Here is a 26,386-nt window from a genome sequence, read left to right on the forward strand (position 1 = left end):
AAGGTTAAATATAAATGAGTGGGAGGTAAAAAAGATGAGTTTTACAGATGAAACGATGAGCTTTGATTTTAGCGAAAATAATAAAAAAGAAGTTAGTGAAACATTATCAATTGTTTACAAAGCATTAGAAGAAAAAGGTTATAACCCAATTAACCAAATTGTGGGATATTTATTATCAGGAGACCCTGCATACATTCCACGTTATCAAGATGCACGTAACTTAATTAGACGCCATGAACGTGACGAAATTATGGAAGAGTTAGTGAAAGACTATCTTTCTCACTATGGAATTGACGCTAGATGAGAACAATGGGCTTAGATGTAGGATCTAAAACAGTCGGTGTAGCAGTAAGTGATCCTTTAGGATGGACAGCACAAGGAATTGAAATTATAAGGATTGATGAAGCGAACGAAGTATTCGGAATTGAGCGCGTCGCTGAGTTGGTCAAAGAGTATAAAGTCACTCAATTTGTTGTAGGACTTCCTAAAAACATGAATAATACCATAGGACCAAGGGCAGAAGCTTCAATGGCATATGGTGAATTATTAAAAGTTGAATTTGATTTACCGATTATCTATCAAGATGAACGTTTAACGACAGTTCAAGCAGAGAGAATGCTAATTGAGCAAGCAAACACATCAAGAGCAAAGAGAAAAAAAGTAATTGATAAAGTTGCTGCGGTCATGATCTTACAAAATTATTTAGATTCAAAGAGTTAAGAGATAAAAAAAGACTGACATTTGTCAGTCTTTTTTTATCTCTTAGTCTTCTAATTCTTCAGCTTCGAAAGTATTGAAAACTTCTTCAATCATTTCCCATTCAGCTTCAGTTTCGATTTCTGTTAAACGGCCTTCAGTTTCGCCATCTTTTTGTTCATAAGCATAAGCTAATAATTCAACTTCTTCATTTTCAGGAGTACTTGCGTCATATAATAAAACATAATCTTTACCATATTCTTCTTGTCCATCAATTGTTAAATGAATACGGAATAAAACTTCATTTCCCTCATCATCAATTAAAGTAATTAAGTCTTCTGCATCATGAATATGATCATGGTCGTGGTTGCAATTTTCGTCATGTACGTGTTTATCTGTCATTTTCCATTCCTCGTTTCTTCAGTTTGAATTCACTTCACATTATACCGAAAAAAGATGAAAAAGGCTATCAAATAGATAATTTATGAGAGTTCCATTGATTTAGTTATCTAAAAGCTATTTTTTTTGCCTTTTCAGTGTTAGCAAAGTGAAGTTTAGCGTAGTCATTAAGTAAGGTGATACCGCCTTTTTTTAGAATTTTAGCAGCAGTTTGATCAGATTTGATACCGGCACCAGAAGGAACAAGAAAACCAAGTTCTTTACTTGCTTTATCTAGTTCATCTAGAAAAGTTGCGCGACAAATAATAGAGGCAGCGGCAACTGATAAGTGATATTGTTCGCCTTTTGTTTTGAAATATAAGTTATTAGTGACTGGATTAGGCTCTCTTTTGAGATAGTTACGGTAACTTTTTTCAGTTGTAAATTGATCAATCAAGATGCCTTCAGGCTTTTCAGGTGAAATATCTTGTAAGAGAAGGTGAAGTGCTTGATTGTGTAGCGCAACTTTCATTCGATTGACATTATAGTCTGGCTGAATGGCGTTGTATTTGTTGGGTGTCACAATTAATTGACGGAAAGGCACAACATGAACCAGATCTTTAGCGATTTTTCTAATCATTGGATCAGTTAACATCTTAGAATCTTTAACCCCTAATTCTTTTAAAAGGGGTAGGGTTTCAGTTTTAGCGTAAGTCGCACAAACAACGACTGGTCCTAAATAACTACCATTTCCCACTTCATCACTGCCAACAACTGACCAATTAGCAAAATTTTCAGGTAAATCACTTGTAGTGCCACTAGATTTTTTTTTTTGAGTAGGTTCTCCTTGCCAATTACGGGATTCATGTTCAGCTGTAACCCCTTGGAATAAAACTTTTCCAGATTGATAGGCGGTGATTGTTACTTTAGGTAATTTAGCAGAAAAAATTGCATAGGGCGGTGTTTTTATTAAATTATCTTGATAAGTAGCTTTCATTTTTTGAATGACTGCTAGGCTACATTTTATAGTAATTGATTGAGTCATATTCTTACCATCCATTCTTATTACGTCCATCAACCAGTATAACAATTTTTAAGAAATAAAGGAATGAATAATAAACTTAAAAGAAAGGTCGGATAAAATTGTTATTTGTGCCAAAATTCTATATAATTAACCTATGATAAGATAGGTGGTTCCTATAGAGATGAGGAGGATAAGTTGTGGCGCAAGATGAAAAGAAAAGATATAAGGCTAAAATTGCAGGAGATACTTACACTATCATTGGTAATGAAAGCCATTACCACATGGATATTGTTAATGACTTAGCGAATGAACAACTAGAGCTTATCATGGGACACTCCCCAAGCTTAAGTAGAGAACAAGCGGCTATTCTTTTAGCAATCAATACATTATCTATCCAAGTGAAACAACAAGAAGTTATTTTGGATCAGAGAAATGAAATTAATCTTTTAGAACAAGAAGTATATAAGGTAGTTGAACTAGAAGAACGACTTGATAAGATTGCTGAGCGTGAAAAAGAAGCCAGACAAGCAGTGATTAATGAAAATAGACAACTAACTGAGGATGAGATGCTGAATCACATAGAAGTTCAAAAAGTTCTTAATCAACAAGTAAAAGAAAAAATACAACGGAATAATCATCAAAAGAAAAGTGAAGAAACAAAATAATCAATGAGTAAGGTTTGAAATTATGTTAACCATTTTAATTATATTTTTCTTAGTAACAAGTTTTTATGCAGGATACCGTCGTGGATTCCTTTTACAAATTGTTTATGGGGCAGGATATACAGTTTCATTTATTGTTGCCAAAAATATCTATAAATCATTAGGTAAAAAATTAGAGTTATTAATTCCATATCCAGCACCAACATCAAAAACAACGTTAGTATTATTTGATAAGAGCTTAATTTTTGATTTAGACAAAGCGTTCTATGCCGGTTTTGCTTTTGTATTGGTTCTTTTTATTGGTTGGTTATTAACGCGTTTTGTCGGGATGGTTGCCTATAGATTAACTTTTATTCCTGTTATTAAACAAGGTAATGACTTAGCAGGTGGTTTATTGAATGCTTTATTAACATTAATTGGTTTAACGATCTTTCTAACATTGCTTGCAATGATCCCAATAGATTTTATCCAAAATTTATTTAAAAAAAGTTCGTTTGCTCGTATTCTCGTAGAATCTACACCTGTTATTTCTAGTTGGCTAAAAGATTGGTGGATTACTAAGATTATTTTATAGAGATTATTTGTATGACAAAAAAAAAGATTTAAACTGTCATTTTAGAAAAATCGAGCAATCTAAACTTGGATTGTTCTTTTTTACTTATAGTAGAGATGACAAAAAGTAAGGAGTTCAAAATGAATAAAAAAATAATGCAAACATTAGAGTTTGACAAAGTAAAGCAAATGCTAACTCAGCATATTGTAACCAAGCTTGGAGAGGAACACATTTTACAATTAACCCCTCTAAATGACTTTGAAAAAATAGAAGAACATTTAATTGAAACAAGGGACGCTTTTCACGTTTTAAGACTACGTGGAGGCATTCCGATTCCAGTTTTGGAAAATATAAAACCACACATGAAACGGATTGAGATTGGTGCGACTTTAAATGGTGTTGAACTAGCACAAGTGGGTCGTGTTCTTAGAACGGTGACAGAATTACAGCGATTCTTTGAGGAATTAAGAGAAATTGATATTGAGTTAGAGCGTCTGTATGATTGGAATGACAAGATGATTGCTTTGCCAGAATTGTCAAAAGAAATTAGAATTGCTATTGATGAAGATGGGCGTGTAACTGATGAAGCTTCTCCCGCGTTAAAAGGTGTTCGTCAAAGTATTAAACGTAGCGAACAAGGGATTAAAGAACAATTGGATAATATTTTACGTGGCGGTAGTAGTAAGTATTTAAGTGACACCATTGTAACGATGAGAAATGATCGTTATGTTATTCCCGTTAAGAGTGAATATCGTGGTCAATTTGGTGGCGTGGTTCATGATCAAAGTGCATCAGGACAGACCGTTTTTGTTGAACCGAGACAAGTTGTTGAATTGAATAATAAATTAAGACAGCATCAAATAGCAGAACGTCAAGAAATTGAACGTATCTTAGCGGTTCTTTCTAATGAATTAGATCCTTTCCGTCAAGAAATTTTACAAAATGCTTTTGTTCTTGGTAAATTAGATTTTATTAATGCTAAAGCATTATTCGGTAAAACGATTAAAGGAATTGTTCCAGCATTAAGTCAGGATAAGGAAGTTTGTTTAAAACAAGCAAGACATCCACTGATTGCCCCTGAAAAAGTTGTGGCTAATGATATTATTATTGGTAAGGATTATCAGGCGATTGTGATTACAGGGCCAAATACAGGTGGTAAAACCATTACATTGAAAACATTGGGGTTACTACAATTAATGGGGCAAGCAGGATTGCCTATCCCCGCGCATGAAGATAGTATGATTGGAGTCTTTTCAGAAGTTTACGCTGATATTGGAGACGAGCAATCGATTGAGCAAAATTTAAGTACTTTCTCTTCTCATATGACGAATATTGTGGATATTTTAAAACATCTTGATGAAAACAGCTTGGTTCTTTTTGATGAGTTAGGCGCAGGTACCGATCCGCAAGAAGGTGCTGCTTTAGCTATCTCTATCTTAGATCAAGTGGGACAAACAGGATCATACGTTATGGCAACAACCCACTATCCTGAATTAAAAGTCTATGGTTATAATCGAGCGGGCACGATTAATGCAAGTATGGAATTTGATGTGGATACATTAAGTCCTACTTACCGCCTACTGATAGGGATTCCAGGGCGAAGCAATGCTTTTGAGATATCTAAGAGATTAGGATTATCACAAGAAATTATTGAACAGTCTAAGCAAATTATTGATGGTGAAAGTCAGGATTTAAATGAGATGATTTCCGATTTAGAAAACCAACGCAAGATGACAGAAACAGAATATCTAGAAATGCGTCACCATGTAGACGAATCGGAAAGTTTACATCAAGACTTAAAAGAAGCCTATGAAGTCTTTTTTGAAGAACGTGAAAAAGAATTAAATAAAGCTAAAATAAAAGCAAATGAGATTATTGAAGAGGCAGAAAAAAAGGCTGAAGATTTAATTAAAGATATCAGACAAATGCAGTTAAGAAGCAATACTTCAAGCAATGTAAAAGAACATGAGTTAATTGATGTGAAATCACAATTATCTGGATTGAAACATGATGAACAACATCTCACTAAAAATAAAGTCTTGCAAAAAGCAAAAGATAAAAAGACTTTTAAAGTAGGGGACGATGTACTAGTTGAAACATTTGGTCAAAGAGGTACGCTAATTAGTAAGACAGGTAATAAAGAATGGCAAGTTCAGCTAGGGATCTTAAAGATGAAAGTATCTGAAGATAATATGACTCTTTTAGCACCTGAAAAAGAACCAACAATGCGTATGACGATTAAGAGTGATGGTGGCGGTAGTCGTCAGTCAGTTAAAACACAATTAGATTTACGTGGTAAGCGATACGAAGAAGCAGTAGCTGAAGTAGATCAATATATCGATGCAGCATTACTAGCTGGTTATCCTCAAGTCACGATTGTTCACGGTCGAGGAACAGGTGCTATTAAAAATGGTGTTCATGACTACTTAAAAAATAATTCACGAGTAAAAAAATATGAGTACGCACCAGCAAATCAGGGTGGAGACGGTGCTACGATCGTTAGCTTCTAATCACAAGCAAATAATTAGAAGTAAATTACCCCCTTTGGTATAATTTGGTTGTATTCAAGTAGAGAAGGAGAGTGTCGTAAATATGTTATTACCAATTACAGATCAAGAATTTACAGAAGAAACAGCTGAAGGTTTAGTCATGGCTCAATTTTGGGCACCTTGGTGTGGACCTTGTCGCATGCAAAGTCCAATCTTAGAACAAATATCAGAAGGTTATGTTGACCAAATTAAATTTGTAAAAATTAATGTGGATGAAAATCCAGAAACAAGCCAAAGATACGGTATTATGAGTATACCTAACATGATTCTTTTAAAAGACGGCGAAGTCGTTGAAAATATCGTTGGACTTCATCAAAAAGAACAATTAAAAATAATTTTAGATAAATATTTGTAGGAGAAACAGAGTGATGAAAAAGGCGCTTAGCTCCAAGTAATTGGAGGAAATTAAAAATAATTCACGGGTTTGGAATTAATTTTAATTTTTGAAATTGCCGCAGGAGCTGCCGTTTTCACCACTCTTATCTAGCATTCAGTAGTTCAAGTAACTACTGAATGCTTTTTTTTTATTGACTTGGTATACTAGTAATTGGTAAAACAAAGAGGAGTGACGAGATGAATGAACAAATAAAAAATAAATTAGCTCTTTTACCAGATCAACCTGGTTGTTACTTGATGAAAGACAAAAATAGAACGATTATTTATGTTGGAAAGGCTAAAATTTTAAAAAATCGAGTTCGTTCTTATTTTACAGGAAGTCACGATACCAAAACTGAACGACTGGTTAGCGAGATTGTCGATTTTGAATACATTGTAACAGAATCAAATACAGAAGCACTTTTATTAGAGATTAATCTGATTCAAAAAAATATGCCAAAATATAATATCATGCTAAAAGATGATAAATCTTATCCATTTATAAAAATTACTAATGAAAAGGCGCCGAGATTATTAATTACTCGGAAAGTTCTTAAGGATAATGCGATTTATTTTGGTCCTTATCCTGATGTACGAGCGGCGAATGAAACCAAAAGAATGCTAGATAGAATGTACCCATTAAGAAAGTGTAAAAACTTACCTAATGAAGTTTGTTTGTATTATCATATGGGACAATGTTTAGGTCCTTGTATTAATGAGATTGTTGAAGAAAAATACAAAGAGATGGTTGAGGAAATTAAGCATTTTTTAAATGGTGGTGGCTATGTTGCTGTTCAAAAAGAATTAGAAGTAAAAATGGAGCAAGCAGCAGTGAATATGGAATTTGAAAAAGCGGGAGAATATCGTGATCAGATTCAAGCCATTCAGGCGATCATGACAAAACAAAAAATGACGAATGCCGATTTTATTGATCGTGATATTTTTGGTTATGCTGTAGATAAGGGATGGATGGTTGTTCAGGTGTTTTTCGTAAGACAAGGAAAACTTATCGAAAGACGTGTCTTTGATTTCCCATTCTATAATGAAGCTGAAGAAGATTTCCTTACGTTTATCGGTCAATTTTATCAAGAAAATCAGCATTTTATTCCTAAAGAAATCTTCATCCCGCAAGATATCTCCAAGGAAGATGTAGAAGCAATAGTTGAAACAAAGGTTTTTCAACCGATGCGTGGGGAAAAGAAAAAACTAGTGGCATTGGCAAGTAAAAACGCTAAAATATATTTAACCGAACAATTCAGTTTAATTGAGAGAAAAGAAGAGCGAACTATAGGGGCTACGGAAAAATTAAGTGATGCTCTGGGAATACCATCAGCAGGCCGCATTGAAGCTTTTGATAATTCTAATATTATGGGAACTGATCCTGTATCTGCAATGGTCGTCTATGTAGATGGAAAACCGTCTAAAAAAGATTACCGCAAATTTAAAATCAAAACAGTAAATGGTCCCGATGACTACGCATCAATGAAAGAGGTTATTTATAGGCGTTATTCACGAGTGTTAAAAGAAGATTTACCTTTACCCGATTTAATTTTAATTGATGGTGGAAAAGGACAAGTCCATGCTGCCCAAGAAGTTCTAGATAATCAATTGGGCTTAGATATTCCAATTGCAGGCCTTGCGAAAAATGATAAACATAAAACCAGTGAATTATTATTTGGTTCCGATTTAGAAGTTGTTCCTTTAAAACGGAATTCACCCGAATTTTTCTTACTTCAACGAATTCAAGATGAAGTCCATAGGTTTGCTATTACATTCCATCGAACAACTAGAAGTAAAAATAGTTTTTCTTCAAAATTGGATAGTATTGAAGGACTAGGTCCAAAACGTAAAAAAGAACTATTAAAAGAATTTAAGTCGGTTAAAAATATTCAAGAAGCTAGTTTAGATGATCTTATAGAAAAAGGCATGCCAAAAAATGTGGCACAAAATATCTATAACTACTTTCAAAAAACGTAATATTAGAAATTACGTTTAAAAAATGGTATAATTGAAAGGATTTTTTTATACTTAACCATTAAAGGAGAAATATCGTGTCATTAATAATTAATATTTCATCAATCATCATTATTTTCGCATCAATGTTCTTTTACTATCGAAAAGTGATCCTATCTAAAAACTCGGTTGTCGTTCAAAAAGCTTTATCTAATACAAGTCAATTAACAATGAGTGCTTATCTTTTAGGTCTTGCGATCATCTTAATCGAACTAAACGCTTTTGGTCTATCAAGAAGCAAATTTGTGACTCACTTATTAATGTATGGCGCATTTGTAAGTTTAGTAAACAGTTTGAGTTTATGGTATTTTTCACGAACTTTAAAAGCGGATTAACCTGTACTAAGTCAAAAAAACAACTGTCATAGTCTCAATCAATTGACTTTTATGTGAAAAAATCCTATAGTGGGTTAGAAGTAAACCTTGGAGGGATTTGTAGAAATGAGTAAACCTAAAATAGTTGTACTAGGAGCCGGTTATGCTGGCCTTAAAACGGTGAAACAATTACAAAAGAAAAACATCAACGCTGAGATTATCTTAGTGAATAAAAATGACTATCATTATGAATCAACACAATTACATGAAGTAGCAGCTGGAACAGAACCAGCAAGTAAAATTTCATTTGCTATTACAAGTGTATTAGATAGTAGAAAAGTGACTTTTATTCAAGATACAGTCACTTTAATCAAAAAAGACGACAAGAAAGTTATTCTTGAAAAACAAGGTGAATTAAATTACGACTATCTTGTTATCGCGTTAGGCTTTGAATCTGAAACGTTTGGAATTCCAGGTGTGAATGAATTTTCAAAACCGTTAGTTAATATCGTAACAGCAGAAGCATGCCGTAACTACTTGGATCAAAATTTAGCTAACTACGCTAAGTCTAAAGATGAAGCTGACTTGTCAATCGTAGTGTGTGGAGCCGGTTTTACTAGTATTGAATATTTAGGTGAACTTACAAACCGCTTACCAAAATTAGCAGATAAGTTAAACTTTCCAAAAGACAAAGTAAAAATTACATGTATTGAAGCGATGCCAACATTACTACCAATGTTCTCTGAAAAATTAGGAACATACGGAGTGGATGTTCTAAAAAAACGTGGCGTTGAATTTAAAGTAGGCACACCAATCAAAGAATTAAAAGAAAACACTGTTTGCTACGAAGAAGACGGTGAATTAAAAGAAATTAAAGCTAATACAATCATCTGGACAACTGGCGTTAAAGGCAGTTCAATCGTTGGTCAATCAGGATTTGCAGAACGTCGTGGACGTGTTATGGTAGAACCAGATTTAACAGTAGCAGATTACCCAGAAATTTTTATGATTGGGGACGTTAGTGCAGTTATGGACACAGAATCAAATCGTCCATTCCCAACAACTGCTCAAATTGCTTTAAAACAAGGTGAATCGGTAGCTGATAACTTAGCAGCTAAAATTAATAACCAAGCAACAACAACATTTACATATAAACCATTAGGAACAGTTGCTTCTATTGGTAACAATGTTGGAATTGGTAATGTCATGGGTAAAGAAGTTAAAGGTTATATTGGCTCAATCATGAAGAAAAATATTATTAATAAATCATTACTTGAAGTAGGTAGTACTAAAACGTTACTTAAAAAAGGACGCTTTGATTATTATCGTTAAGATTTAAACTTAATTATAGACAGCTTAATATATTATAAAAATACAACAAACTCTTTTGGATATTTTGTCGAAAAGAGTTTGTTGTATTTTTTGTGAAATAAACTAAAATATATTATCAGCGACTGTTCATTAAAAATATGTTTAACGTAATAAATTAAATGATAAAATAATGTACAAAAACAGCAGGAAAACACCGTTTTTGTGAATCAGAGAAAATCAATAGGTGCAGAAGTTGTGTAATTAACGTTTTTTAATCACAAACAAACTAACTTTATCTTAATTATAACATTTTTTGTTGTTAAAATAGTTTGCTTATAAAACTTTAGTAAAAGGTTGTGTTGAATTAAACTTAATAATTGTATATGATATTAATGTAACAAAGATTATTTTATTATGAGAATGATGTTAAACATACATAGTTATTTTATATAAAAAGCCTTTTTAAGGTGTTTTTATAAATAATATATATTTGAGGAAAGGAGGGAAATAATGAAAAGACGTAATATATTAACTATATTAGGAGCATTTTTTTTACTATATAGTACTTTGTTTGTCGGAATGAAAGATGTTGAAGCTAAATTAATACCATATCCTAACAATGTCCGCTCGATTATAGACTATCCAAATGTTAGATTGGTAAATCCTTCTACAAAAATAGCAGACGGAGGATATGAAATAACTGAAGAGTATGCAACGCTTATACGTCCAAGTTCTAAGTTAACCTTCACTTCAAAAGGAGCACGAAAAGATGTCACTAATATTAAATTAGGAACTTCGGGATCAGTAAATTTTTACGGAACAGATATTGCATCTTCACCTAATTCTCCACATTATATCCAGTTAAATAAAGCTGGAATATATCAGGGAGACTATATGGATGTAAGAATACATTTTAAAAGAATAGAAAGCCCCAAAAATGAAAAAAATAGACGTATTGAATTTAGTACAACAAATGCTGATCCTTCCAAAATTAGTGGTGGATTTTTACAAATGGATTTTGGAGGAAGTCCAAATAATGGACAAGCGTATATCGTTGTTGAATTTTTACAATCAGGAACGAATATTCCCCTTGATTATAAAGGGACTTGGAATTATAAAAGGTTAAATGATTATAAATCTGTATCGATAAATACGGGTAATCAAAAAACTCAAGATGTTTTCGCGTATAAATATGAAAGACCAGACTTATATTCTGATAAACGTGATTACTTAAATACTTCTAAACATTATATGTATTATGAGCCAAGAAATCAGTTTGCCGGTAATTTGTTGAACCCACTTCCAATATTAAACGAATTTATCTCAGACGGGGAGAAGTTTTATCAATTTTATGGTAGAGGTTATAAAAGTAATGACTTAAGAGAAAATCTATCAGTATCTTTTAATGCAGATGATGGAACATTTCCATTTGTTTTTTCATTAATTAATGAAAAAGGAACTGGATGGTTGAAGTACGAATCTGAACCCATTACAAAAATGCAATTACCAACACCTCAAGTTGTTGGTTTGGAATCAGAAAAAAGAATTTATAATTTCGAAATTAGTCAAGATATGCCTAAACAAATATCTGATAATTTTTATCCTTTTGATTATAAATTAGAATTAGAATTTGATACTCAAATTGAACTTGATTCATCCCGTGATTATTCAATAACAAATATGGATGGGGTAGATGTAAAGGATAAATTTTTTGAGAAACCATATGTTTCAGAAAATGGTAGGGAAATTATCTTTAAATTAAAAAATCCAGGAGCTACATTGAAATCTAATGACTTTGTGGATAATGCTTATAATATAAATATGAGTGTTAAAATGAAGAGTGACAAGGATATTAACGGAAAATCATATAAAGAATACTTTGAACTCTATGATTTTTCTAATGAAGAGACTGGTCAAAAAGAAACTAAAGGTTATTATCGATTACCGATGAGAGTTCAGTATGAAACATCTGAATATACAGGGAATCGAAAAAGTAAAATATCAGAAACAAAAAGTAAAATGATTGCTAAACCTACTGTTGAATCAAGTAAAAAAATTCAAGTAGAAGAAGGGTCATCAACAGCTGATTGGAAGGAAAAGTTTAAACCAGAAGATTTGTACAATGGTATAGATCCGATTTTTGATAATGAAAAAATGGTGTTTAGTAGTATAGAGAATAAAACTTTTACAACTAAAGGTGAAACAAAGGTTAAGGTAGTCCTCAAAGGCGAAAGATCACAACTTGAACATGTAGATAATACTCAAATGGTTGATGTTGAAGTCTTAGCTGCAAGAAAAGCTAACATTCATCACGTGGATACAAATGGGAAAGAATTGGCACCAAAGACATCTAAAATAGGTTTTGAAGGGCAAAATTATGATTTTTCTAATGAATCGAAAGATATACCAAACTATAGATTTGTTAAAATTGATGAATCAAAAGGTGATCAGGCAATAGGCAAGTATCCAAGGGAAGACAAAGATATTAATATTTACTATATTTATGAATTAAATGAACAGACAGTCACAACAAACTATGTTGATGAAGAAGGTAAACCGATCGAGAAACCGGTAAAAAAAGATTATGTACCTAATAGTGAGCAAACTCTTTCTTCAGTAACAGTTCCTGGTTACGAAGCATCATCAGTCAAGGTAGATAATGTTGAAAAAACGTTAACTCCTGATGGAAAAGTTAAAGTTTCTGTGACGAATAAGCCGATGTCAGTAACTTTTGTTTACAAATCAATTCACTATTCTTTAAAGATGAATGTAAGTAAACAAAGTGTGTCCCAGATGGATGAACTTACTTACACATTAAATGTTAAAAGTGGAATGGTTTATCCAGAAAATAAAGTTCCAGAAGATTATACAAATTTAAGTATCACTATTCCAATTGATCCTAACTTGACTATTTCATCAGATGACATCAAAGTTCTTAATAGTAAAGATCAAATAATTGGTGTTGGACAGTATGATCAAGATAGTAAAGAGTTGAAATTAACGTTAAGTGAATCAGTTAAAAATACTGAGGACATTAAAGTAATTTACAAAGCTTTAGTTAAAGAAACAGCAGCGACTGATACTATCATTGAAACTCAAGCATCGATGAAAGCAAGTTATCAAGTAAACGGCCAAACGGTAGAAATTAACAAAAAATCTAATGTTGCTCGTTCAACTATTGCTGGAGGATTAAGACTAGTTTCAGCTCCAGATACGATTGATTTTGGTAAAATGACATATATGGCTAAAGCAACAAGTATTGATAATCCTTCGATTGATGATCGCCTAGTTGTTTCTGATACCAGATCAAACTCTGAAGATGGTTGGCAATTAAATGTTGCGCTAGTTGTTCCACTAACTAAAGCAACAGGAGAAGTGTTAGATGGAGAAGTGATTTATAAAAATGGGAAAGATGAGCATGAATTAACTTCTGCGGAATACCCAATTTATACTAAAAAAGCGACGGACCAAGCTAACGTTGATGTGACGGACTCTTGGGGTACAACAGCTAAAAGTGATGGTATCAAACTTAAATTTAAAGCAACAGATGCACCAAAAACTGGTTCTTATACAGGTAAGATAAGATGGACACTTATGGCTGGTCAGCCGTAAAGATACTAGGAGGGTTAATCAGTGAAAAATAAAAAAAAATATTTCCTACTGAGTGTACTAGTTCTTTCTTGTCTTGTCCTATTCTTAGGAGGACAAACTTTTGCAACAGATGCAGAAGGAGGTCAAGTATCGGTTCCAGGAAAAATAACTTTTGAATCTGAAGAAGAAGACAAAGTCGAAGAAAAAACAAAAGAAGAAATAAAAAAAGATAATAAACTAACAGCAGATACTACAGGCAAAAAGTTTTATAGTGCATTACCAAAAACAGGTGAAGCTTCATCAATGAGTGCACTAATTGGACTAAGTATGATTGTTCTTACAGTAGGAATTTACTACAAAAAGAGAGTTGGTGATCAGAAATGAAAAAGTTAAGTATTTATTTTCTGATGACTAGCGCAACCTTACTTCTTGCTACCACAACTTTTCAGGAGAGTTTTGCGGAAGGAAATGCAAAAGAACTTCAGCAAAAAGGTTCGGTCACAGTTAAGGATTCAGGCAAGACTGAGATTGTTGATCCAGAAGATCCAGAGGTGATTGTTGATCCTGGTACTGGACCATCAACTAGTGGTTCTTTAAGAATTGATTATGTCTCTCCTCTTGATTTTGGTAAGGTAAAATTAACCAAATCTAATCGTAACTATCATGCTTTAGCGAGTAAAATTGGTAAAACTGATAATTATAGAGGAAGTTTTATTCAAATCAGTGATTTTAGGGAAAAAAGTTCTGGTTGGTCTTTACAGGTTAAACAAGATCAGCAATTTAAAACAAATGATTATGATGAATTGAAAGGTGCAGTCTTATCCTTAGATAAGGGATGGGCTAATTCATCAAGTACCAAAGACGCCCCGACAGTTACTAGAGATACTTTAGAAATAAACAACATTGGTGAAGTTTATGATGTAGCTAGAGCAACAAAAGGTGGTGGTGGCGGTGTTTGGTCAATTAACTTTGGCGCGTCAAAGGACAATGACGATAATCAACCTTCAACAATTACTGAAAGTAAAAAATCTGACAGTAAAGAAAAAGTAGAATCTGTTATAAAAAATAGTGCAGTTTCATTAAGCATACCAGATTCAACAAAAGTATTACCTAAAGAGTATCAAACTAAAATCACTTGGATTTTAGCTGAAACTCCGTAAAATAGTTTTCAAATTTCCAATCCCTTAGGAAATTTAAAAAATAAAATCAGATAAAAAATAGGAGGAAACAATAATGAAATTTACAACAAAAGGTGCATCAGTTTTATTAGCAATTTTAGTATCATCAACAATCGGTGGAGCAGTAGTATCAGCAGCTGATCCAGTAACACCAGAAGAAATGGCGAAAGCTAGAGAATTAACTTCAAAAGGTACAGTAACAATTAAAGATGCTGAAGATACTGGTGGACCAGATACAGACGGTAAAGTACCTGACCCTGAAAAACCAGGAAAAGTTGATCCAGTAGATCCAAGTATCGTTGATCCTAATGATAACAAAGGTCCAATCAAAGTTGAAAGCATCTCACAATTACAATTTGGTGAAATCCAAGGGGCAGCTAAAGAAATCAAACGTATGGCAGCACCTTTAAGCGTAAAAGATGCAGCTGGCGCTGAAACTACACGTGGTAACATCGTAATATTTGCAGATGTTCGTTCAGATGTTTATGGTTATGACTTACAAGCAAAAATGTCAGAACAATTCACATCAGGTGACAACGTATTAGCAGGTTCTACAATTGGTTTCAAAAACATCATCATGACTCCTGAAAGTGGTAATGAAAATACAGCTGGTTCAATTGTTAAACCAACATTTGATTTAGGTGAAGGAACAGACGCACAAACAATCGTTCGTGCTGATAAAGATACTAAACAAGGTAAAGGTCGTTATGTTTTAGAATTCGGTCAAAAAACAGATGCTGCTGAAGCAAAAGGCGTTGTAGGAACTCCAGTTGCTGATACAGATGATAAATCAGTTGAATTAACTATTCCTAACAAAACAGCTTCAAACATGGCTAAAGGTAATTACGAAGCAAAAATTACTTGGTCATTAGTAGACGGACCTAAATAAACGGTTCACTTAGAAATAAATAAAAAACCAGGAAGGTAAATCTTTCCTGGTTTTTTAACTACCTACAGATTTTTATATTTTTAAAGCATAGTATTTGAACGGTTTTTTGTGAAATAAGTTAATAAATATCTTTATTTATGATATAATATAAGAAAATGTGTAAAGAGGTTAAGCTATGACAAAGAATAAAAAATATTTAAAATTTATTATTATTTCGGGTCTTTTTTTATTACTAAATATTATGGGAAGTTTAACAGTTACAGCTGATGAAAAGGCTGGCCCTGGCTCATTTAGTTATAAAGTGATTTTCCCTGAAAATCAGATGGAAAAAGATGTTGGTTATTATCATTTAAAGATGGAACCAGGAAAAGAACAAACGGTTCAAATTCAATTTTCAAATCCATCAAATAAAAAAACAGCTATTGGCGTTTCAGTTAATAGTGCTGTAACTAATTCTAATGGTGTAATAGAATATGGAGATAGCAAAATAAAGAAGGATAAATCGTTAAAATTTAATTTAAAAGATATTGTAAGTGCACCTAAAAAAATTGAATTAAATCCAGGTGAAACTAAGAAGTTAGATGTAAAGATTAAAATGCCTGAAACAAGTTTTGATGGGGTTATTGCTGGTGGTATTCAGCTGATTCAAGAAGGACAAGATAACGTAGAAAATAAAGGCGGATCGATGGTTCTAAACGAGTATGCTTACGTTACAGCGATGCTGCTTCAAGAAACAGATAAAAAAATAACACCTAAACTATCTTTAAACTCTGTAAAAGCAGGGCAAGCTAACTTTAAGAATATGGTATATATTAACTATTCAAATACAGAGCCAACATTTGTTGATAATATGACAACTGAAGTTCAGATAAACAAAAAAGGCGATAATGCGGTTGCATATGAAAGAAAGCAATCAAAAATGAGAATGGCACCAAATACATTCATTTCTTTTCCAGTAGCAATGAACGGGGAACAAATGACGCCAGGTGATTATACTGCTAAAATATTAGTGACAGCCGATGGTGGCATCCGTGAAGAGTGGACTAAAGATTTCAAAATAACAAAAGAAGAAGCGGATAAATTTAACGAAAGAGATGTTGGTTTAACACAGGATAAGGGAATTAATTGGAAACTAATTGCCATGATTGTTGTTGGATTCTTTGTAGTTGTATTAATTATTGTGTTAATCATGATGCAAATCAGAAAAAATAAAAGCAAGAAAAAATCTGGAAAGAAAAAAAAGAGCGGAAATAGAAGCTAGTTTTGGAGGGTAATTATGAATAATTTACAAATGATTTTTTTAGGATCTTTCATAACTGGCTTGGTATTATTATTAACTGCTATCACACTTTTGGTATTATTTATTGTTAGAAGAACACAAATAAAAAAAATTAAAAAATTAAAAACAAAAAGTAAATCAAAACGTCGAGAGCAAAAAAAAGAAATAAAACGATTAACTAAAAGTAGCAAAAAATCATTAGTATCTTTTGTTGTCTTTTTATTTCTAAGTATCTGTTTCTGGGGAGTTTCTGGGTATGTTTCATACTACCAATCAATTAATTTAAGCGAAAAGGACCAAGCTTTGGTTGTAAAAGCTTATTATTTATTAACAGACTTAGATAAGCAATTGGAAAGTATTAGCAAAGGCGATGTGGATCAAAAAAAAGCTTCTCAAAATATTCAAAATCTGGGAGGATCAATGGCAAGCTATAGCGGAATAGTTGCTAGTGATTTGAATAAAGAAGATGGTCAAATTAAAATTAATCGCTATTATAATATTGTTAAAGAAATTGGCATCAATGCTAGTGGTCAATCTCAAGATTTTTTTGAAAATAAAGAGTTAGTAACTGAGTTTCGAAATGATATAAAAAAAGCTCAAGGTTATGAAAAAGAGGTATTTAAATTCTATAAAGTAGACAATAATGCCTTAAAGAAAAAAGAATAATTTTTTAGGATGATATTTTTGAAAAAAAAATCAAGTAAGAAAATAAAAAAACATTCTAATAGTAAACATAATAAAAAAAAGCATAGAAAAGGAAAAAAAAGCACAAAAAGAAAAGTTCAGTTAAAAAGAAAAAAATATCGAAAAATTAATCCTTTAGTTTTCGATATTTTGATAGGTATTTTTACGACTTTAATTTTATTTTTTATAGTAGGAAGCTTCTTTTTTTCAATAGATAAAGTACGTGATAATTCAATGTATCCATTAATGAGAAATGGCGATAAAGCCTTTATTTCCAAAAATACTAAATCAATTAATCGTTTTGATATCGTTGCTTTTGAATCTGGTAATCATATAGAGTATAGACGTGTTATCGGTTTGCCAGGAGAAATGGTAAAATATGCAGATGATTATTTAACGATTGATGATCAAAAAATTGATGAAAAATTTATAATGGATCAAATAAATGAGTACGGGAAAAAAGGAGAGATTTATACTCAATCTCATCAAGGAGAAAATGGTTTTCAAACGAAAAAGATTCCTAAAGATTTTTATCTAGTCTTAGGAGATAATCGTCCTTATGCTACGGATAGTCGTCAATACGGGCTAATAGCAGCTGATAGAATGAAAGGTAAGGTAAACTACCTATTGTTCCCTATACGTATATTAAAAGAATAACAGTAAGTGATTGCATCAAGTTGATATTAAGCTTGATGCTTTTTTGACTCTTAAAAAAGTCTATTGACATTATTTTAAAATTTGGTAATATATCATTAACGGATATATCACTTGCTGATATATCTGTCTGTGATATAAAATAAGTAAGGGGGGATATCATGGATGAGCCATTAACAGACTCAAACTATTTAATCTTACTTGCGTTATTAGAGCCTAAACATGGTTATGCCATTATGAAAGAAATATCTGAAATCACACAAGAAAGAGTGACTATTGGACCTGCTAGTATGTATACTATTTTAAAAAAACTAGTGAAGAGTGAGTACATTACATTAGAGCAAGATGATGATCGTAAGAAGATTTATTTAATTACTGAATTAGGGATAAGCAAGTTAGAAAGTGAAGTTGAAAGAAGGAAGTTGTTTTATCAAGCAGGAGAAAGATTACTTTTGGAAAATAAGAGGTGAAAGGTATGGTTATAGGGGATAAAAAATATATCTATTCTAAAGGATTAGCCTTTTATGCTGAGTTAGAAAGTCAACGCTTAGAAAAAGAATTAGCTAATGGTTGGTTGATTGAGAGTATTAATTTTCTAGGATGGTATAAATTAAAAAAGATTAAAAAAGAAGAAGCACATATGGTGATTGATTTTTTTCCAGATAAAAAAGCTGAATTGGTCGATTATTTAGAATTCTATCAAGCGTCAGGTTGGAATAAAGTAGCGAGTTATCGAAATCGATATTTTGTTTTTAAGGCTCCAATTAATACCGAGAGTGTCTATACAGATGAAGAGAGTTATACGACACGGATAAAAAAAGAAAGTATCTGGTTTATGTTAAATTCACTGATTGTTTCTGTTTTTGGTATTATCTGGTTATTTTTATTAAATAGTCAAAAATTTGGAATAGGGTTTAGTGAAGAAAATTTTTGGTATGGATTTTTACAAGGAATTGGAGTGGCACTGCTATCTTTTCCTCTTCTTATATTGATACTAATAATTTATTATAAAGTGGTTTATCTAAGAAGGAGTAGTTATTTTAAAAAGCCAGAAAATTATGCAAAAAAACAACGGTTTATCAGAGATATTTTTGTCACTATGTTAATAGGGGCGATAGTTGGTGGCCTTTTAGGCTTCTTGTTTGGAATAAATAGTATTTAGATTTTTAAGGAGGAATAGTATGTTAAAAGTTGAAGGCTTAACAAAAACATTTGGTACGATGACAGCGTTAGATAATGTGTCATTTGAAATACCAGATGGGAAAATATTAGGATTGATTGGTCAAAATGGAGCGGGTAAATCAACAACCTTTCGCTTGATTTTAAACTTTCTAGATCAAGATAAAGGTTTAATTACTTGGAATGGTCAGCCGATTAAAGAAAAAGATTATAATATTATTGGTTATTTACCTGAGGAAAGAGGACTATATCCTAAGGTGACTATCGAAGATCAACTTGTTTATTTTGGTCGTTTGCGTGGAAAGACAAAAAAAGAGATTGTGCCACTGATTGATCATTGGATGGAAAAATTTGAAGTAAAAGGAAAAAAATCTGACAAGGTAAAAACTTTATCAAAAGGGAACCAACAAAAAGTTCAGCTGATTGCTACACTTATTCATGAACCTAAATTAGTTATTTTAGATGAACCTTTTAGTGGATTGGATCCTGTTAATGCGGAGCTACTAAAACAAGGTATTATTGAGCTAAAAGCGAAAGGATCATGTGTGATTTTTTCAAGTCATAACATGGAAAATGTAGAACAAATCTGTGACCATTTAGTGATGCTTAGAAATGGTCAGATGGTTCTAGATGGTGTGGTTCAAGATATCAGAGATCAGTTTGGCAGAACTCATCTTGAGATAGAAACAGCTTTAACAAAAGAAGCATTACTTGATATACCAGGTGTTGTGGATGTGACTGAAAAAAGAAATAATATGTATTCAGTTCATTTATCTGATGCAGAAGTTGGAAAAGTAGTTTTTGATGAAGCGATGAAGCTAACGGATTATCTACCAATTTTCAATCAACAACCACCAACCTTGGAGGAGATATTTAAATTAAAAGTAGGTGAAAAAGATGAATAAATTTTGGGTTGTCGCATTAGAGACGTATAAAAAACATGTGAAGTCAGTTAGTTTTGTGATGATGATTATTGCGCCATTGTTGTTTATGGGGATATTTGCTGGTTCTACTTACATGGGGCAAAAATTTAATCATTCAAAAGAGGTAGCTATTGTCAGTGAAGTTGATGGATTAAGTCAAGCTTTCACAGAACAAACTAAGAAAGAATTTGATATTAATAAAAAAATCAAGACAGAAGATGGAGCAAAAAAAGCGTTAGAAAAAGAAGAAATTGATGGCTATATTGCCATTCGTGAAAATCAAGATAAGTTGGCTGGTCATTATATTGGCGTAAAAACACTTGGTACGGATAGTTTGCAAGTGATTCAGCAAAATTTAAATCAGTTACAACTAGGTCTTAATGCTGAAAAACTATCGTTGTCACAAGAAGAAGTTGCTAAGTTACTATCTCCTGCAACCGTTGATGAAAAACAAGTGAAAATAACAGATGGTAAAATTGAAGAGAATAAAGACAACAAAGCAGTTATGATGATTGTTGGAATGGTTGTCGTCTTTATGATGTATTTTATTGTTTTACTATATTCATCTATTACTGCTCAAGAAGTAGCGTCAGAAAAAGGAACACGTATTATGGAAGTCATTCTTTCAAGCACCACAGCATCGAAACATTTCTACGGAAAAATTACGGGTATCTCATTGGTTATTTTAACGCAAGTGGGTGTTTACTTAGTGACAGGCGTTGTCGGTTTTATTTTTGTTAAAGACATGGATATAGTTAAAATGTTCTTTGAAGAAATACCAGCAGCTGATTTATTGAGAGGATTATTAGGTTATAATTTATTGTATTTACTTTTTGGTGTACTAATCTATACAATTTTAGCAGCTTTCTTAGGATCTCTAGTAAGCAAAGCGGAAGATTCAGCTAAAGCTGTTGCTCCCTTGACTTACTTAACAATGATTGGTTTTATTGGAAGCTTCTCTGTCGGTATGTCCAATCCGCAAAGCATCATCATTAAAGTTATGTCGTTTATTCCCTTTCTTTCTTCATTTGGTATGCCAGTCAGGATTGCAAATAACGAAGTGAGTAATATGGAAGTTCTGATTTCGTTAAGTATATTAGTGATTAGCATTTTGGTTTTATTAAAAATTTCAGCAAAAGCTTATAAATCAACTGTATTAATTTATAGCGATAAGAGTATGATGAATGTCTTTAAAGATGCAATGAATTTAGCGAAATAAGAAATAATCAGGGTGGTGAAAAAAGCGATTAACTACATCAGAGTGGAGGAAAAGCGAACAACTGCTCTTAACAAAAGTTGTCGTGGAGCAGACATTTTACCCTCTGACTGTGAAAAAAATTATTCGTACGACTAAAAACGAGACTGACTACAATTTTATTTGAGTCAGTCTCGTTTTTGATTTTGTAGAAACGTGGACGGTAGGAGTCGAACCTACACCTTTGATATAGGAAAAACCTTTCAGCTATACAAGTATAACACCAAGTTCATCCACTGGTTTATTATATAACTACTATAATATAAAGAGTTTAAGAAAAGATAAAGTAAGTTTGAAGAAATCGGTAACAATTTGCGATAAAATATAATTGAGAAGGAAGATAGAAAGCAGGTGAATGAAGATTTTAACAAATGTACTAGTTTTTATCGCAACCAATATAGATGATTTATTAATCTTAACGTTATTCTTTGGCTTTAATGTAACAAGCAAAAAAAGACGGGATATTATTATTGGGCAGTTTTTAGGAATGGGATTTTTAATAGGATTGAGTTTAGTCGTATTATTTGGTGTTCAAAAAATTGATCTAATTAGTCTAAGGTGGTTAGGAATTGTTCCAATTTTTATGGGGGGAAAGTATTTTATTGGAAAAAAGGGCGTTGAAAAAGAGAGTGAACGTCGTGAAAGCAAAGAACATCACTTAATTATACAATTATTTTTATTAACAGTAATGAATGGCATGGATAATGTAGGTGCTTATGTCCCGCTATTTGGAAGTTTAACAAAAAGGGGGTTAGTAAGTTGTGTTGTAATTTTTCTTCTTATGACGGGTATCTGGTGTATACTTGCTATTAATATTACTAAACTTAAGTATGTTAAAGAAAAATTATTTATTGCTCAGACATGGTTATTACCGATTGTTTTAATCTATATGGGGATAGTGATCATTTTACAGTTATAAACAATAAAAAGCCAAAACTTGAAATAAGTTTTGGCTTTTTTGATAATCTTAAAGTAATTTGTTGTAGAATTCTACTACGAATGCTTCGTCGATATCTTGTGATAACTCTTCACGTTCTGGTAAACGAGTTAAGCTACCTGATAAAGTTTCAGCGTCAAAGCTTACGAACGCTGGGCGTCCTAATGTAGACTCAACAGCTTCTTTGATAAATGTAACATCTTTAGATTTTTCGCGAACTGAGATTACTTGTCCAGGTTGTACGCGGTATGATGGAATATCAACGCGTTTACCGTCAACAGTAATGTGACCGTGGTTTACAAACTGACGTGCTTGACGACGAGTAGTTGCTAAACCTAAACGGAAAACAACATTATCTAAACGTTGTTCTAGTAAGATCATGAAGTTAACACCATGTTTACCTTCAGTAATGTTACCAGCCGCTACGAATAAGTTACGGAATTGGCGTTCAGTTAAACCATAGGTGTGGCGTAATTTTTGCTTTTCAGCTAATTGTAAGCCGTACTCAGATTTGTTTCTTCTTTGGTTAGGTCCGTGTTGACCTGGTGCGTAAGGACGACGAGCTAATTCTTTACCAGTTCCTGATAATGAAATGCCTAAGCGTCTAGAGATTTTCCAACTTGGTCCAGTATAACGTGACATGAATAATTCCTCCAATAAATTTCTTTAGTTTTGGAGTAAAATAATTTCTTAAAAATATTAACATTCGCTTAGTTCATTTTTCAATCTTCGCCCTTGCAGCCGTGGCTACGCAATTGAACCTAATGATAGGCAAACAAACTAATAACGAGCTGCTTATTTTTTAGCTGCATTATTTTACACAAAATATATTATACAATAGATCGTAGCACTCAGTCAATGAGAAAGTAACTTTCTTTCCAATTATTGATTTTTGACGTATTTTTTTCAATTATTTAATATAATATTAGGTATATTTGTGATAAATTATTCAATGTACTTATTTTTAAAATTATAAGAAAAAGTGAGAGAGGGTTTTTAGAAAATGGCACACAGTTCAGAATTAATGGCAAAAATTGATGGTTCAATAGAAAAAAAGAATGAACTCATCGATAAAAAATTTAGTAAATATGCAGTAAGATCAGTTTTAGCAACATTATACTTAAGTTTAGGTTCAGCGATTGCATTAGGGTTAGGAATTAAATTTGATGGTTCAATCGGAAAAATGTTATATGCTTTTACCTTTGGGTTAGGATTAGCATTAATTATATTTTTAAATGCAGAATTAGGAACATCTAACATGATGTATATGACAGTTGCTGCGTATCGAAAAAAATTAAAACCATCTAAGGCGTTCAAAATTTTAATGGTTTGTGTGCTGTTCAATCTGATTGGAGCAATAATAGTTGCTTATCTATTATCCGTTACAGGATTTTTCAAAGGACTACCCGCTGATAATTTCTTAACGCATATAGTAGAAGGAAAGTTCCAAAAAGGAATTGGTCAGACAGTCATTGAAGGAATGTTTGCGAATATCATCGTTAACTTAGCAATCTTGATGTCAATGAAGGCAAAAGATGATGCAGCAAGATTTATGTCTATTTTATGTGTTATCTTTATTTTTACATTTTTAGGCTTTGAGCATGTTATCGCTAATTTTATTTATTTTCCGTTAGCATTCTTCTCATCAGGAGGAGCAGTTGCTGGTATGACTATCGCAGCCTTAACAACTAATATAGTATTTACTTTTATTGGAAACTTTATTGGCGGTGGCTTAGTAATTGGTTTGACCTATGCTTGGTTAAATAATGATGAGACATTGAAGTACTTGGATTAAATGTAAGAAGTAAGGGGAAGTAGTAATGAAAGCTGAGGCTGACTTAAATTGTCAGTCTCACTTTTTTTTTGTTATACTATCATTAGCAAAACTAGGAGGAAGAACATGAAAAAGAAATTAATCGCTTTTGATATTGATGGGACACTAATCAATGATGACCACAATGTGTTACCAGAAACGCTGATTGCTATTGAAAAGCTTCAAAATGAAGGTCATATGGTAATGTGTGCTACTGGTCGTAGTTTACCTTTAGCAGAAGAGGTACTTGCCCAGACAGGCATAAAGCATGCTGTATTAAGTAATGGTGCTGTTGCTTTTTCAGAGGGGAAACAAATATATAATAATTCATTAGATAATGAGGCTATGCTTAAATTAGTTCAAGTGAGTAATGAGCGAAATATTGATTTAGTTTTTAATGGCTTAAAAGAGACGAAACTAAATAATAAAAATTATAAACCAGAAACCAAAATAGCGATGGAAAGTTTTGGACAAGCGTTACCAGAAATAGATGAAACTTTCCATGAGAGAGAAGAAGTTTACCAAATTGTAGCGTTACTCGATGAAAGTAAAATGGATGCATACGTTGGGAAGTTCCCAGAATTTCGTTTTATCCGCTGGCATGAGCATGGCATTGATATCCTACCTCATAATGGTTCAAAAGCAGAAACATTGAAATTCATTGCGGATAAATTTGGCTTTGACAGAGAGGATGTCATGGCTTTTGGAGATGGTAATAATGATATGGAAATGTTAGATTATGCTGGAGTAGGTGTTGCTATGGGGAATGGCAAGGATGAGTTAAAAAAAGTGAGTAATTTTGTAACGTTGTCTAATAATGATGGTGGTATTTGTCATGCGTTAAAAGAATATGCTTTAATTTAAAGCAACAAAAAAAACGATTCGAGAAGAATCGTTTTTTTATTGGATAAGCAGAACATCATCTGCTGCATAGTTTGGATTTTGCTTGTTAATGTGATCATAGAACATAATACCGTTTAAGTGATCTAGCTCATGTTGGATGACAATCGCTGGATAGTGTTTTAATCGTAATTTATGCTTCTCACCTTCTTGATCAAAATAAGAAATAGTAATCTTAGCATTCCTTACGACAAGGCCTGGAACATGTCGATCAACAGAAAGACAGCCTTCTCCTTCTTCAATAGCTGCTTGTTGAACAGAATGACTTAGAATTTTTGGGTTGTACATCACAGTACTTAAAAAAGGTTCTCCGTCTTCTTCTTCCATATTAGGGATTTCAATAGCAATCATTCGTTTAGAGACATCAAGTTGTGGTGCAGCCAAACCAACACCACCACGAAGCTGATATTTTTCAGCTAATTCAGGGTCTTGACTGTTTTTTAAAAATTCAGTCATTTTCTCGCCTAATTCTCTATCTGCATCAGATAAAGGAAAAGAGACTTCCTCGGCTACTTTGCGAAGTGTCGGATGTCCTTCGCGAATAATATCATTCATTGTAATCATTTACGTGACACTTCCTTTCTATATATTTTATTCTATCATAGCTTACTCAAATCATTGTAATATTTGTTTACTTAAAAAGAAAGACTATTATTGATAAAAAATACAAAAAAGCGCAATAAATTCTTGCTTTTAATGTAAAAATCGGGTAAAGTACCATTGTGTGATGTTAAACATCACGACCTATTACTAGGTTTTTCGAGTCACCAACGAATTACTAAGTTGTAGGGAAAAAATATAAGAGGTGAAAGAAATGGCAATTACAAAAGAACGCAAGAACGAAATCATCAAAGAATACGCTCGTCATGAAGGAGATACTGGTTCTTCAGAAGTACAAATCGCAGTATTAACAGCTGAGATTAATGCATTAAATGAGCATGCTCAAATTCACAAAAAAGATCACCATTCATACCGTGGATTAATGAAAAAAATTGGACACCGTCGTAATCTTTTAGCATATTTACGTAAAACTGATGTTCAAAGTTACCGCGAATTAATCCAAAAATTAGGATTACGTCGTTAATTTTTAATGAGTTTAAAAAAAGTGAGGTCTGGTTTGGATCTCGCTTTTCTTTTAAAAAAGAAAAGCACGATGAAGGTGAAACTACTATGCAAATGTGAGGATTTTTAATTAATAATTTTGACATTTGTTTAGTAGAACTTATCAT

General features: G+C 32.5%; 28 protein-coding genes and 1 pseudogene. 25 read left to right on the forward strand and 4 right to left on the reverse strand.

The annotated features are described in order from the left end of the window. Positions 1 to 34 precede the first annotated feature (34 nt). Both FM121_RS03840 and ruvX read left to right on the forward strand, forming a co-directional pair. Positions 35 to 304 (forward strand): IreB family regulatory phosphoprotein, encoded by a 270-nt coding sequence (locus FM121_RS03840; RefSeq protein ID WP_086950830.1) that lies wholly within the window; start codon positions 35 to 37, stop codon positions 302 to 304. After that, the gene (gene ruvX / locus FM121_RS03845; RefSeq protein ID WP_086950831.1) at positions 301 to 720 is read left to right on the forward strand and encodes a Holliday junction resolvase RuvX; all 420 of its coding nucleotides are present in this window, start codon (positions 301 to 303) and stop codon (positions 718 to 720) included. Before FM121_RS03840 ends, ruvX begins: the two co-directional genes overlap by 4 nt. A 42-nt stretch (positions 721 to 762) precedes the next feature. Here the strand turns inward: ruvX and FM121_RS03850 are convergent, their stop codons facing one another. Further along, on the reverse strand, positions 763 to 1,098 hold the full coding sequence (locus FM121_RS03850; protein WP_086950832.1) for a DUF1292 domain-containing protein: 336 nt from the start codon (positions 1,096 to 1,098) through the stop codon (positions 763 to 765). 103 nt (positions 1,099 to 1,201) lie between these two features. After that, a complete protein-coding gene (rnhC, locus tag FM121_RS03855; RefSeq protein WP_086950876.1) occupies positions 1,202 to 2,119 on the reverse strand; it encodes a ribonuclease HIII in 918 nt (305 codons plus the stop codon). Positions 2,120 to 2,295: 176 nt separating this feature from the next. Here rnhC and FM121_RS03860 point away from each other — a divergent pair, with 176 nt between their 5' ends. The 20 genes and pseudogenes from FM121_RS03860 (at position 2,296) to FM121_RS03950 (ending at position 22,426) form a co-directional block, all read left to right on the forward strand. Continuing rightward, positions 2,296 to 2,763, forward strand: coding sequence for a cell division protein ZapA (locus tag FM121_RS03860; protein ID WP_086950833.1), 468 nt, complete (start codon positions 2,296 to 2,298; stop codon positions 2,761 to 2,763). A gap of 22 nt (positions 2,764 to 2,785) precedes the next feature. Beyond that, positions 2,786 to 3,334: a CvpA family protein gene (locus tag FM121_RS03865; protein WP_086950834.1), complete on the forward strand. Its 549-nt coding sequence runs from the start codon at positions 2,786 to 2,788 to the stop codon at positions 3,332 to 3,334. Positions 3,335 to 3,453: 119 nt separating this feature from the next. After that, positions 3,454 to 5,823 carry an endonuclease MutS2 gene (locus FM121_RS03870; protein WP_086950835.1) on the forward strand — a complete coding sequence of 790 codons (2,370 nt, stop codon included), beginning with the start codon at positions 3,454 to 3,456 and terminating at the stop codon, positions 5,821 to 5,823. Between the two features lie 82 nt (positions 5,824 to 5,905). Next, complete coding sequence (gene trxA, locus FM121_RS03875; RefSeq protein WP_086950836.1) at positions 5,906 to 6,217, forward strand: thioredoxin; 312 nt, start codon at positions 5,906 to 5,908, stop codon at positions 6,215 to 6,217. A 218-nt stretch (positions 6,218 to 6,435) separates the two neighbouring features. Next, the gene (gene uvrC / locus FM121_RS03880; protein WP_086950837.1) at positions 6,436 to 8,214 is read left to right on the forward strand and encodes an excinuclease ABC subunit UvrC; all 1,779 of its coding nucleotides are present in this window, start codon (positions 6,436 to 6,438) and stop codon (positions 8,212 to 8,214) included. Between the two features lie 74 nt (positions 8,215 to 8,288). Further along, entirely contained in the window at positions 8,289 to 8,585 is a 297-nt protein-coding gene (locus tag FM121_RS03885) for a hypothetical protein (protein ID WP_086950838.1), read from the forward strand. Positions 8,586 to 8,690: 105 nt separating this feature from the next. After that, positions 8,691 to 9,896 carry an NAD(P)/FAD-dependent oxidoreductase gene (locus tag FM121_RS03890; protein WP_086950839.1) on the forward strand — a complete coding sequence of 402 codons (1,206 nt, stop codon included), beginning with the start codon at positions 8,691 to 8,693 and terminating at the stop codon, positions 9,894 to 9,896. A gap of 489 nt (positions 9,897 to 10,385) precedes the next feature. Continuing rightward, a complete protein-coding gene (locus FM121_RS03895; RefSeq protein ID WP_086950840.1) occupies positions 10,386 to 13,487 on the forward strand; it encodes a MucBP domain-containing protein in 3,102 nt (1,033 codons plus the stop codon). 21 nt (positions 13,488 to 13,508) lie between these two features. Then, positions 13,509 to 13,850: an LPXTG cell wall anchor domain-containing protein gene (locus FM121_RS03900; RefSeq protein ID WP_086950841.1), complete on the forward strand. Its 342-nt coding sequence runs from the start codon at positions 13,509 to 13,511 to the stop codon at positions 13,848 to 13,850. Then, the gene (locus FM121_RS03905) at positions 13,847 to 14,626 is read left to right on the forward strand and encodes a WxL domain-containing protein (protein ID WP_086950842.1); all 780 of its coding nucleotides are present in this window, start codon (positions 13,847 to 13,849) and stop codon (positions 14,624 to 14,626) included. Before FM121_RS03900 ends, FM121_RS03905 begins: the two co-directional genes overlap by 4 nt. Positions 14,627 to 14,699: 73 nt before the next feature. After that, positions 14,700 to 15,533 carry a WxL domain-containing protein gene (locus FM121_RS03910; protein ID WP_086950843.1) on the forward strand — a complete coding sequence of 278 codons (834 nt, stop codon included), beginning with the start codon at positions 14,700 to 14,702 and terminating at the stop codon, positions 15,531 to 15,533. Between the two features lie 175 nt (positions 15,534 to 15,708). Continuing rightward, a complete protein-coding gene (locus FM121_RS03915; RefSeq protein WP_086950844.1) occupies positions 15,709 to 16,794 on the forward strand; it encodes a DUF916 and DUF3324 domain-containing protein in 1,086 nt (361 codons plus the stop codon). Positions 16,795 to 16,809: 15 nt separating this feature from the next. Beyond that, positions 16,810 to 17,478: a hypothetical protein gene (locus FM121_RS03920; RefSeq protein ID WP_086950845.1), complete on the forward strand. Its 669-nt coding sequence runs from the start codon at positions 16,810 to 16,812 to the stop codon at positions 17,476 to 17,478. Between the two features lie 18 nt (positions 17,479 to 17,496). Beyond that, positions 17,497 to 18,153, forward strand: coding sequence for a signal peptidase I (lepB, locus tag FM121_RS03925; RefSeq protein WP_179203786.1), 657 nt, complete (start codon positions 17,497 to 17,499; stop codon positions 18,151 to 18,153). A gap of 158 nt (positions 18,154 to 18,311) precedes the next feature. Next, the gene (locus FM121_RS03930) at positions 18,312 to 18,620 is read left to right on the forward strand and encodes a PadR family transcriptional regulator (protein WP_086950847.1); all 309 of its coding nucleotides are present in this window, start codon (positions 18,312 to 18,314) and stop codon (positions 18,618 to 18,620) included. A gap of 5 nt (positions 18,621 to 18,625) precedes the next feature. After that, complete coding sequence (locus tag FM121_RS03935) at positions 18,626 to 19,312, forward strand: DUF2812 domain-containing protein (RefSeq protein WP_086950848.1); 687 nt, start codon at positions 18,626 to 18,628, stop codon at positions 19,310 to 19,312. Between the two features lie 19 nt (positions 19,313 to 19,331). Beyond that, positions 19,332 to 20,010: pseudogene (locus FM121_RS03940) on the forward strand (ABC transporter ATP-binding protein); the annotation flags it as partial. Continuing rightward, complete coding sequence (locus FM121_RS14755) at positions 20,010 to 20,234, forward strand: ATP-binding protein DrrA1-3 family domain-containing protein (RefSeq protein ID WP_373385069.1); 225 nt, start codon at positions 20,010 to 20,012, stop codon at positions 20,232 to 20,234. The pseudogene FM121_RS03940 and the gene FM121_RS14755, both read left to right, overlap by 1 nt. Further along, positions 20,227 to 21,471, forward strand: coding sequence for an ABC transporter permease (locus FM121_RS03945; RefSeq protein ID WP_086950850.1), 1,245 nt, complete (start codon positions 20,227 to 20,229; stop codon positions 21,469 to 21,471). Before FM121_RS14755 ends, FM121_RS03945 begins: the two co-directional genes overlap by 8 nt. Before the next feature lie 391 nt (positions 21,472 to 21,862). Beyond that, positions 21,863 to 22,426 (forward strand): cadmium resistance transporter, encoded by a 564-nt coding sequence (locus tag FM121_RS03950; RefSeq protein WP_086950851.1) that lies wholly within the window; start codon positions 21,863 to 21,865, stop codon positions 22,424 to 22,426. Between the two features lie 48 nt (positions 22,427 to 22,474). Here the strand turns inward: FM121_RS03950 and rpsD are convergent, their stop codons facing one another. Continuing rightward, entirely contained in the window at positions 22,475 to 23,086 is a 612-nt protein-coding gene (gene rpsD, locus FM121_RS03955) for a 30S ribosomal protein S4 (protein WP_086950852.1), read from the reverse strand. A gap of 361 nt (positions 23,087 to 23,447) precedes the next feature. Between rpsD and FM121_RS03960 the strand changes: the two genes are divergently transcribed. Together FM121_RS03960 and FM121_RS03965 are read left to right on the forward strand one after the other, a co-directional pair. Then, positions 23,448 to 24,239 (forward strand): formate/nitrite transporter family protein, encoded by a 792-nt coding sequence (locus FM121_RS03960; RefSeq protein WP_086950853.1) that lies wholly within the window; start codon positions 23,448 to 23,450, stop codon positions 24,237 to 24,239. A 105-nt stretch (positions 24,240 to 24,344) separates the two neighbouring features. Further along, positions 24,345 to 25,121 carry a Cof-type HAD-IIB family hydrolase gene (locus tag FM121_RS03965; RefSeq protein ID WP_086950854.1) on the forward strand — a complete coding sequence of 259 codons (777 nt, stop codon included), beginning with the start codon at positions 24,345 to 24,347 and terminating at the stop codon, positions 25,119 to 25,121. A 36-nt stretch (positions 25,122 to 25,157) separates the two neighbouring features. Here FM121_RS03965 and def read toward each other — a convergent pair whose 3' ends face one another. Further along, entirely contained in the window at positions 25,158 to 25,721 is a 564-nt protein-coding gene (gene def / locus FM121_RS03970; protein ID WP_086950855.1) for a peptide deformylase, read from the reverse strand. Between the two features lie 250 nt (positions 25,722 to 25,971). Between def and rpsO the strand changes: the two genes are divergently transcribed. Next, positions 25,972 to 26,241: a 30S ribosomal protein S15 gene (rpsO, locus tag FM121_RS03975; RefSeq protein ID WP_086950856.1), complete on the forward strand. Its 270-nt coding sequence runs from the start codon at positions 25,972 to 25,974 to the stop codon at positions 26,239 to 26,241. Positions 26,242 to 26,386: the final 145 nt, after the last annotated feature.

This window comes from Vagococcus fluvialis bH819 (genome assembly GCF_900163795.1).
Classification (GTDB): Bacteria; Bacillota; Bacilli; order Lactobacillales; family Vagococcaceae; genus Vagococcus; species Vagococcus fluvialis_A.

Bases quoted from the DNA above. Each gene is read 5' to 3' on its own strand.
- FM121_RS03840 (WP_086950830.1), top strand. From the start codon at position 35: ATGAGTTTTACAGATGAAACGATGAGCTTTGATTTTAGCGAAAATAAT.
- ruvX (WP_086950831.1), top strand. From the start codon at position 301: ATGAGAACAATGGGCTTAGATGTAGGATCTAAAACAGTCGGTGTAGCA.
- FM121_RS03850 (WP_086950832.1), bottom strand. From the start codon at position 1,098: ATGACAGATAAACACGTACATGACGAAAATTGCAACCACGACCATGAT.
- rnhC (WP_086950876.1), bottom strand. From the start codon at position 2,119: ATGACTCAATCAATTACTATAAAATGTAGCCTAGCAGTCATTCAAAAA.
- FM121_RS03865 (WP_086950834.1), top strand. From the start codon at position 2,786: ATGTTAACCATTTTAATTATATTTTTCTTAGTAACAAGTTTTTATGCA.
- FM121_RS03870 (WP_086950835.1), top strand. From the start codon at position 3,454: ATGAATAAAAAAATAATGCAAACATTAGAGTTTGACAAAGTAAAGCAA.
- trxA (WP_086950836.1), top strand. From the start codon at position 5,906: ATGTTATTACCAATTACAGATCAAGAATTTACAGAAGAAACAGCTGAA.
- uvrC (WP_086950837.1), top strand. From the start codon at position 6,436: ATGAATGAACAAATAAAAAATAAATTAGCTCTTTTACCAGATCAACCT.
- FM121_RS03890 (WP_086950839.1), top strand. From the start codon at position 8,691: ATGAGTAAACCTAAAATAGTTGTACTAGGAGCCGGTTATGCTGGCCTT.
- FM121_RS03895 (WP_086950840.1), top strand. From the start codon at position 10,386: ATGAAAAGACGTAATATATTAACTATATTAGGAGCATTTTTTTTACTA.
- FM121_RS03905 (WP_086950842.1), top strand. From the start codon at position 13,847: ATGAAAAAGTTAAGTATTTATTTTCTGATGACTAGCGCAACCTTACTT.
- FM121_RS03910 (WP_086950843.1), top strand. From the start codon at position 14,700: ATGAAATTTACAACAAAAGGTGCATCAGTTTTATTAGCAATTTTAGTA.
- FM121_RS03915 (WP_086950844.1), top strand. From the start codon at position 15,709: ATGACAAAGAATAAAAAATATTTAAAATTTATTATTATTTCGGGTCTT.
- FM121_RS03920 (WP_086950845.1), top strand. From the start codon at position 16,810: ATGAATAATTTACAAATGATTTTTTTAGGATCTTTCATAACTGGCTTG.
- FM121_RS03930 (WP_086950847.1), top strand. From the start codon at position 18,312: ATGGATGAGCCATTAACAGACTCAAACTATTTAATCTTACTTGCGTTA.
- FM121_RS03935 (WP_086950848.1), top strand. From the start codon at position 18,626: ATGGTTATAGGGGATAAAAAATATATCTATTCTAAAGGATTAGCCTTT.
- FM121_RS03945 (WP_086950850.1), top strand. From the start codon at position 20,227: ATGAATAAATTTTGGGTTGTCGCATTAGAGACGTATAAAAAACATGTG.
- FM121_RS03950 (WP_086950851.1), top strand. From the start codon at position 21,863: ATGAAGATTTTAACAAATGTACTAGTTTTTATCGCAACCAATATAGAT.
- rpsD (WP_086950852.1), bottom strand. From the start codon at position 23,086: ATGTCACGTTATACTGGACCAAGTTGGAAAATCTCTAGACGCTTAGGC.
- FM121_RS03960 (WP_086950853.1), top strand. From the start codon at position 23,448: ATGGCACACAGTTCAGAATTAATGGCAAAAATTGATGGTTCAATAGAA.
- FM121_RS03965 (WP_086950854.1), top strand. From the start codon at position 24,345: ATGAAAAAGAAATTAATCGCTTTTGATATTGATGGGACACTAATCAAT.
- def (WP_086950855.1), bottom strand. From the start codon at position 25,721: ATGATTACAATGAATGATATTATTCGCGAAGGACATCCGACACTTCGC.
- rpsO (WP_086950856.1), top strand. From the start codon at position 25,972: ATGGCAATTACAAAAGAACGCAAGAACGAAATCATCAAAGAATACGCT.